The organism is Aggregatibacter actinomycetemcomitans (genome assembly GCF_003130205.1).
In the GTDB taxonomy this organism is placed as follows: Bacteria; Pseudomonadota; Gammaproteobacteria; order Enterobacterales; family Pasteurellaceae; genus Aggregatibacter; species Aggregatibacter actinomycetemcomitans_A.
On sequence record NZ_NRDF01000026.1, the window covers coordinates 1 to 6,880 of the forward strand.

Sequence of the window (6,880 nt, forward strand, 5' to 3'; positions counted from 1 at the left end):
TCCTATTTTTAAATATCTAAATCTAAAACGAATCTCTAAGTGCCCACACAGTTTGTCTGATTGATTGTTAAAGAACATTTGCATTAAGCAAGGCCGCAAATTATAGATGAAGATCTTATTTGTCGTCAAGAAAATATTTTGTTTATTTTCCTTTAGTTACTGCCCTTGCAGTGCGGATGCGTATTATAGGGATCCCGACGATAGGATCAAGCGGATTTTTACATTTTTTTGTCGATAGCTTAGAAAAAATACAACTTACTTATTTCAACTGCAAAAACGCTTCTGAAAACGACCGCACTTTTTGCCAATCAGTATATTCGATTTCTTTTGTAAGATCCGTTTCTCCGCCTGTGATCCGCATAATAAGTTGGATCATCATGCGGTCGAAGAAACCATAACGCGGATAAAGCAATGCACCGGCAAACACCGCGGAGATCGTCGGTTGCCAAGTGATACGTTGCAAAAATTTACGCACATAAACATTCGTTTCAGGCGTTGCCTTGTCGGTTTTTCTCGCTGTCAGATTGACGCCAAAAAAGGCGGTGGTCTTTTGATTCAAAAGTGCGGTGTGTTTTTCCAGCGTTTTATAAAGCTGTTTATTGAAATGCCCGTAGCGGATCGAAGCTCCGATAATAATGCGCTCATAATCGGCAAAATTCACTTCTTCGTTAATCGATTTCACCTCCACATTGGTGGTGATTACTTCGGCGATATAATCGGCTATTTTCTTGGTCTGTCCATCATGAGTTGAATATAAAATAAGTGTTTTCATTAGGATCTCCAAAATGCAGGAGTGAATAAGACCAATAAGGAGAAAATTTCCAAACGACCGCAAACCATGGCTAAAGTCAGGATCCATTTTGCGCTATCAGGGATGCCAACAAAATTACTGCTGACCGTTCCCAGTGCCGGTCCGACATTATTTAAGCAGGCGATAACGGTGTTAAAGGCATCAAAAGTTTCTACGCCACAACTGATGACGCCCAGCAGACAAATTACAAAAACCAGTAAATAGGCGGAAAAAAACGCCCAAATACTTTGGATAACCCGTTCGTCTAACACCCTTTTGCCTAATTTAATCGGGTAAACTAGATTGGGATGGATTAACCGTTTGAGTTCACGTTTAGCCTGTAAATAAAGCACCAAAACACGCACCACTTTGAGGCCGCCACCAGTGGATCCTGCACTACCGCCTATACAGGAAGCAAATAACAGGAGGATCGGCAAAAATAGTGGCCATTGTTCAAAACTGGAGGTGGTGTAGCCCGCCGTGGTTGAAATGGAAACGGATTGAAAAACCGCTTGTTCAAGGTTTTGGAAGGTTTCATCAAAATGATGATTTGCTAATAACATGGCAAAGCAAATCAATACTAAAGAAAACTGAATCAGCATAAAGAAGCGAAATTCCGGATCGCGAAAATAGCTAAGGAAAATATTTCGTTTACCTAATTGCGAAAAGGCATTGAAATGCAAAGCATAGTTACAGGCAGAAATCAATAAGAAGATAACGGTGATTATATTAACCGTCGAACTGTCAAAATACGCAATACTGCTATCGTGAGTAGAAAAACCGCCGATAGACACGGTGGAAAAACTATGGCTAATGGCATCAAAAGGCGACATTCCCGCAAGCCAATAAGAAAAAGCACAAAGCAGGGTTAATGAAGTATAAATGATCCATAATGTCTTGGCGGTCTCGGTGATACGCGGGCGCATTTTGTTCTCTTTTAACGGACCGGAAATTTCCGCGCGATAAAGCGACATTCCGCCGATCCCCAACAATGGGATAATCGCCACCGCCAACACGATGATCCCCATGCCGCCAAGCCATTGCAATAACTGGCGATAAAATAAAATCGCTTTTGGCAAGTTGTCTAAACCGACAATGGTGGTCGCGCCTGTCGTGGTTAAACCGGAGAAGGATTCAAAAAATGCGGAAGAAATAGTCAAATCAGGATCTTCAAATAACATAAAAGGAATTGCCCCAAGACTCCCCATAACCACCCAAAAGGCAACAACAATCAGAAATCCTTCTCGTGAGCGCAATTCTTCCTTATGGTGATGGCAAGCCCACCACAGGATTACGCCGGCAATGGCGCTCATCACAAAGGATTGGATGAAAGCTTTACCACCACCATCGCCATATAATAATGCAACGAATGCCGGCAGCAGCATGGTACAGGAAAAGCACATCACTAAAATGCCAACGATGCGTAAAATGGATAAAAAATGCACTAAAAAATCTCTCTATAATTAATTTTTAATTTCGTTTAAAACCAGTTGCCCGGCAGAGCGTTCCGCCAATGCTTGTTGGAAACGCGCTAATCTATCAGGTCGAATCGCCAAACGCAAAGTAATATCCACCTGAAAATCCTGTGTTTGATTCAAAACAGCATATTGTTCGTACAGCGCTTACACCCAATTAATTTGTGCGTAATCACAGCACATTTCGTAATATAAATACGCGACTTTGCTTTCGGTTTCCAGTAATTTTAACGCCTATTGAACGCCACCGCTATAAGCGCGTACTAATCCACCGGTGACCGTAGCAAAACGATTCTTTTTAATTTCTTTCGCTAAAATCCACCGCACTTTTAGGAATTTGATATTCAATCATACGTTTAACGCATTTGAGGAATTTTGCTGATTTTGTATCATACTTTGTTGTATTATACCCATAATTTTTCGTAATAAATAATAAAAATGGATAATATAAAAATCACCCAAACACTTGATACTATTGGTCTGCGTTGCCCCGAACCGGTCATGTTAATACGCAAACAAATTCGCCATTTACAAGAAGGCGATGTACTTTTGATGCTGGCGGATGATCCCGCAACTACCCGTGATATTCCGAGTTTCTGCCAATTTATGGATCATACTTTGCTACATAGCGAAACAGCTCAGATCCCCTATCGTTACTGGGTTAAAAAAGGGAAATCAGTTTAAACAGACAAAAAATGAAGCATCTATGCTAAATCAAAAAAATAGAGCATGTTATACAACAAATTCAAGACAATCGCCTTAAAGGCATTAAAGACTTAGCGCTGGATACGGAAGCCAAGATTAAATAGGTTTTACAAGCCCGATTACCCAAACCGGATCTTGTGACCCGCGAAGAATTTAATGTACAAACACAAGTGTTAATACGTATCCGTGAAAAATTAAGCGAACTTGAAAAACACGCGGAAGAACTCTCTGCTGCAAAAACAAAATAAATTTCGACCGCACTTTTGCTACACGTGCACTAAAATGAGGAAATAGGTATGTCTGCATTCCAATATTTACAAGAAAAACGTAAAAAATTGAATCTCAAAGTAAATGATGTTTGCCAAAGAGCGAATATTACCCGTGCTTATTTCAATCAATTAGTCAGCGGAAAAATTAAAAATCCGAGTGCGACAAAACTGACGGCGCTGCATCGTGTGCTACAAATTGATGTACCGAATAATAAAAAAGTCGGTGTGATTTTCGGTAAATTTTATCCGGTGCACACCGGTCATATTAATATGATCTACGAAGCCTTCAGTAAAGTGGATGAAGTGCATGTGATTGTTTGTAGCGATACGGAGCGGGATTTAAAGCTGTTTTACGACAGTAAAATGAAGCGTATGCCCACCGTACAAGATCGTTTGCGTTGGATGCAGCAAATTTTTAAATATCAGAAAAATCAGATTTTTATCCACCATTTAATTGAAGACGGTTTGCCGAATTATCCGAACGGCTGGCAAGCATGGGCAGAACGGGTCAAAGACTTATTTAAAGAAAAAAGATTTACCCCAAATATCGTATTCAGTAGCGAAATTCAAGACAAAGCACCTTATGAAAAATACCTCAATTTAGACGTGTCTTTAGTCGATCCCGAGCGCGCGTTTTTTAACGTGTCCGCCACAAAAATTCGTAACGAGCCGTTCCATTATTGGAAATTTATCCCGAAAGAAGTACGTCCGTTTTTCGCCAAAACCATTGCCATCTTAGGTGGCGAGAGCAGCGGTAAAACCGTGTTGGTGAACAAATTGGCGACGGTCTTCAACACCACCTCCGCTTGGGAATACGGGCGCGAATTCGTCTTTGAAAAACTGGGCGGTGACGAACAGGCGATGCAATATTCCGACTACCCGCAAATGGCATTAGGGCATCAGCGTTACATCGATTATGCCGTGCGACACGCCCACAAAGTCGCCATTATTGATACGGATTTCATCACCACACAGGCATTTTGTATTCAATATGAAGGCAAAGCACACCCGTTTTTGGATTCCATGATTAAAGAATATCCTTTTGATGTCACCATTTTGTTAAACAATAACACACAATGGGTTGATGACGGTTTGCGCAGCCTGGGCAATCAAAAACAGCGACAACGCTTCCAACAATTACTCAAAAAATTGTTAGATAAATACAATGTCCCATATATTGAAATTGAATCGCCGAGTTATTTGGAGCGCTATAATCAGGTAAAAGAAATTGTGGAAAAAATCCTCAATGAGGAAGAACTGCCTGAGTTAAGCAGCGATCACGGCAATTCTATTTTTTAACTTCAGGCGGTAACTATGCTTTTATTTGCAGGCGACCCGCACGGGAGTTTTGATCATCTTTACCCTTTTCTGAAAGAACGCCGGGATGTGGCGCTCATCATCCTGGGCGATTTACAGCTTACCAATCCCGAGCCTTTAGAAAAATTGGCGCAATATGCGGATATTTGGTTTATTCACGGCAATCACGACAGCAAAACCGTGGCGGCATTTGAGTCTATTTGGGGGACAGAATGGAAAACGCGCAATTTACATGGGCGCGTGCAACAAATTCAGAATAAAAGAATTGCCGGTTTGGGCGGAGTATTTCGCGGACAAATCTGGATGCCGCCGAATAAGCCGTTATTTTTTGATCCGATCCATTATTGCCAATATTGCCCGCAGGGAAAAATCTGGCGTGGCGGTGTGCCTTTGCGTCACCGCACGTCCATTTTTCCCTCCGATATTGAAATTTTCGAGCAACAACAAGCCGATATTTTAATTTGCCATGAAGCGCCGAAACCGCACCCTTCCGGCTTTGATGTGATCAATCAACTGGCAAAAAAATTAGGTGTAACACAAATCTATCACGGGTATCACCACGAAAATTTTGATTACCGCATCTTACCACAACAGAATTACCAGATTATCAACGTGGGATTTCGCAGCCTGTGTGATGAAGCAGGAAATTATCTTTATATCAGCGTTGATGACAGAGAATAATAAAATTAACTCCCATCAAAAACGCCCTCAAAAAAGACCGCACCTTATAACAAAATCGGCGCATTAGCGCTTAATCTCCGACGACTTTATGCGATAATACCGACCTACTTTATTTAGGATGAATGTATGTTATTAAAAAATAAAACCTTCGGCAGCGCCTTAATTATCGCCGGAACCGCTATTGGTGCTGGAATGCTTGCCATGCCGTTAACCTCCGCCGGCATGGGATTCGCCTTTACCGCTGCACTTCTCATCGGACTTTGGTTACTCCTTGCTTACAGTGGACTGCTTTTCGTTGAAGTTTATCAAACTGCCAAACGCAAAGATGATGGCGTAGCAACCTTGGCGGAAAAATATTTCGGTATTCCCGGACGTATTATTTCAACACTCTCACTTTTCATTTTGTTATATGCATTATCAGCCGCCTACATGGCCGGTGGTGGTACTTTACTTGCTAACGCCTTGCCGAAAGATTTCTTAGGCTCCGCCGATAGCACATTAAAAATTTCTATTTTAATTTTCACTTTTATTTTAGGTGCTTTCGTAGTTATCGGTACCAAGGGCGTAGACAGTATTACACGCGTCTTATTTTCAGGTAAAATCATCGTCTCTATTCTCGTACTTGCCATAATGTTACCGAAAGTCATCGGTGAGAATTTAATGGCGATGCCTTTGGACTATCCCCTCATTCTTTCCGCAAGCCCGATTTTCTTTACCTCATTTGGCTTTCATGTGGTGATGGGCAGCATTAATAATTACCTGGAAGGCGATGTAAAACGCTTCCGCTCCGCCATTATTATCGGCACCGCTATTCCACTCATCGCCTATTTATTGTGGCAACTCGCCACGCACGGCATATTAAGCCAAAACGAATTTGTCGCCGTACTCAAAGATGATCCGACATTAACCGGCTTGATTAACGCCACTAAAACTCTACAAGACACCACCTTACTAAGCCAAGTTTTACCGATATTATACTCACTTGCGCTCATCACCTCATTTTTAGGCGTCGCACTCGGTTTATTTGAAGGGCTAAACGATTTATTCAAACGCACTAAAATACCGGCAAACCGTGTAAGTTTAACTATCGCGACATTCATTCCGCCGTTAATTTTCGCTTTGTTCTACCCAAACGGGTTCCTCGCTGCACTCGGCTACGCCGGACTATTATGTGCTTTTTATTGCTTAATCCTACCTATCGGTCTGGCATGGCGCACAAGAAAACAATACCAAAATCTCCCTTATCGCGTTGCCGGCGGAAATCTCATGTTAGTCGTCGCATTAATTATTGGCATCATCATTATCATCATCCCATTCCTCACCGAAGCCGGCATCTTGCCAAGGGTTGTTGGGTAGAAGCGGAAAAATTGCATTAATCTGTACCTAAGTTGAACATAGAAAAACTCAGGGTACAGATTTTTTTATAACTTGAATTGTCAAACCAAGTGCAACAATTTTTTAAAGTAAACCTCATAAGGTGTTTTCCAGCCCTAAGGTGTGGGAAATCACGATTTTTCCGCGTGTTTCCAAGTGACGTTTGGTGTGTCCGGTCTTGCCTTTATGGCAAAGTTTTCTGGCGGCTTTTCGCTCACCAACATCAAACCAACCTTGATGAACGGCACGATAAATCGTGGAATAACTGA

General features: G+C 41.7%; 7 protein-coding genes and 1 pseudogene. 5 read left to right on the forward strand and 3 right to left on the reverse strand.

What is annotated here, in order from left to right; translation table 11 throughout:
- Window positions 1-259: 259 nt before the first annotated feature.
- The 3 genes from hemG to DK423_RS11455 are packed head-to-tail and all read right to left on the reverse strand — an operon-like array spanning window position 260 to window position 2,364.
- A complete protein-coding gene (gene hemG, locus DK423_RS10760; protein ID WP_005558283.1) occupies window positions 260-772 on the reverse strand; it encodes a menaquinone-dependent protoporphyrinogen IX dehydrogenase in 513 nt (170 codons plus the stop codon).
- Window positions 772-2,235, reverse strand: a complete 1,464-nt coding sequence (locus DK423_RS10765) for a TrkH family potassium uptake protein (RefSeq protein ID WP_109043982.1) — start codon at window positions 2,233-2,235, stop codon at window positions 772-774. Before DK423_RS10765 ends, hemG begins: the two co-directional genes overlap by 1 nt.
- 18 nt (window positions 2,236-2,253) lie before the next feature.
- Window positions 2,254-2,364 (reverse strand): DUF1949 domain-containing protein, encoded by a 111-nt coding sequence (locus DK423_RS11455; RefSeq protein WP_231094473.1) that lies wholly within the window; start codon window positions 2,362-2,364, stop codon window positions 2,254-2,256.
- Between the two features lie 339 nt (window positions 2,365-2,703).
- On the opposite strand from DK423_RS11455, the gene tusA reads away from it, so the two are divergent.
- The 5 genes and pseudogenes from tusA to DK423_RS10800 all read left to right on the forward strand — a co-directional run bounded on the left by tusA (window position 2,704) and on the right by DK423_RS10800 (window position 6,593).
- Window positions 2,704-2,949 carry a sulfurtransferase TusA gene (tusA, locus tag DK423_RS10780; RefSeq protein WP_005558291.1) on the forward strand — a complete coding sequence of 82 codons (246 nt, stop codon included), beginning with the start codon at window positions 2,704-2,706 and terminating at the stop codon, window positions 2,947-2,949.
- A gap of 59 nt (window positions 2,950-3,008) precedes the next feature.
- Window positions 3,009-3,218, forward strand: a pseudogene (locus DK423_RS10785) (accessory factor UbiK family protein).
- 48 nt (window positions 3,219-3,266) lie between these two features.
- A complete protein-coding gene (gene nadR, locus DK423_RS10790) occupies window positions 3,267-4,538 on the forward strand; it encodes a multifunctional transcriptional regulator/nicotinamide-nucleotide adenylyltransferase/ribosylnicotinamide kinase NadR (RefSeq protein WP_005558293.1) in 1,272 nt (423 codons plus the stop codon).
- Window positions 4,539-4,553: 15 nt separating this feature from the next.
- On the forward strand, window positions 4,554-5,237 hold the full coding sequence (locus DK423_RS10795) for a metallophosphoesterase family protein (RefSeq protein ID WP_061886864.1): 684 nt from the start codon (window positions 4,554-4,556) through the stop codon (window positions 5,235-5,237).
- A 126-nt stretch (window positions 5,238-5,363) separates the two neighbouring features.
- Window positions 5,364-6,593: an aromatic amino acid transporter gene (locus tag DK423_RS10800; protein WP_005558297.1), complete on the forward strand. Its 1,230-nt coding sequence runs from the start codon at window positions 5,364-5,366 to the stop codon at window positions 6,591-6,593.
- The last annotated feature ends 287 nt before the right edge of the window (window positions 6,594-6,880 follow it).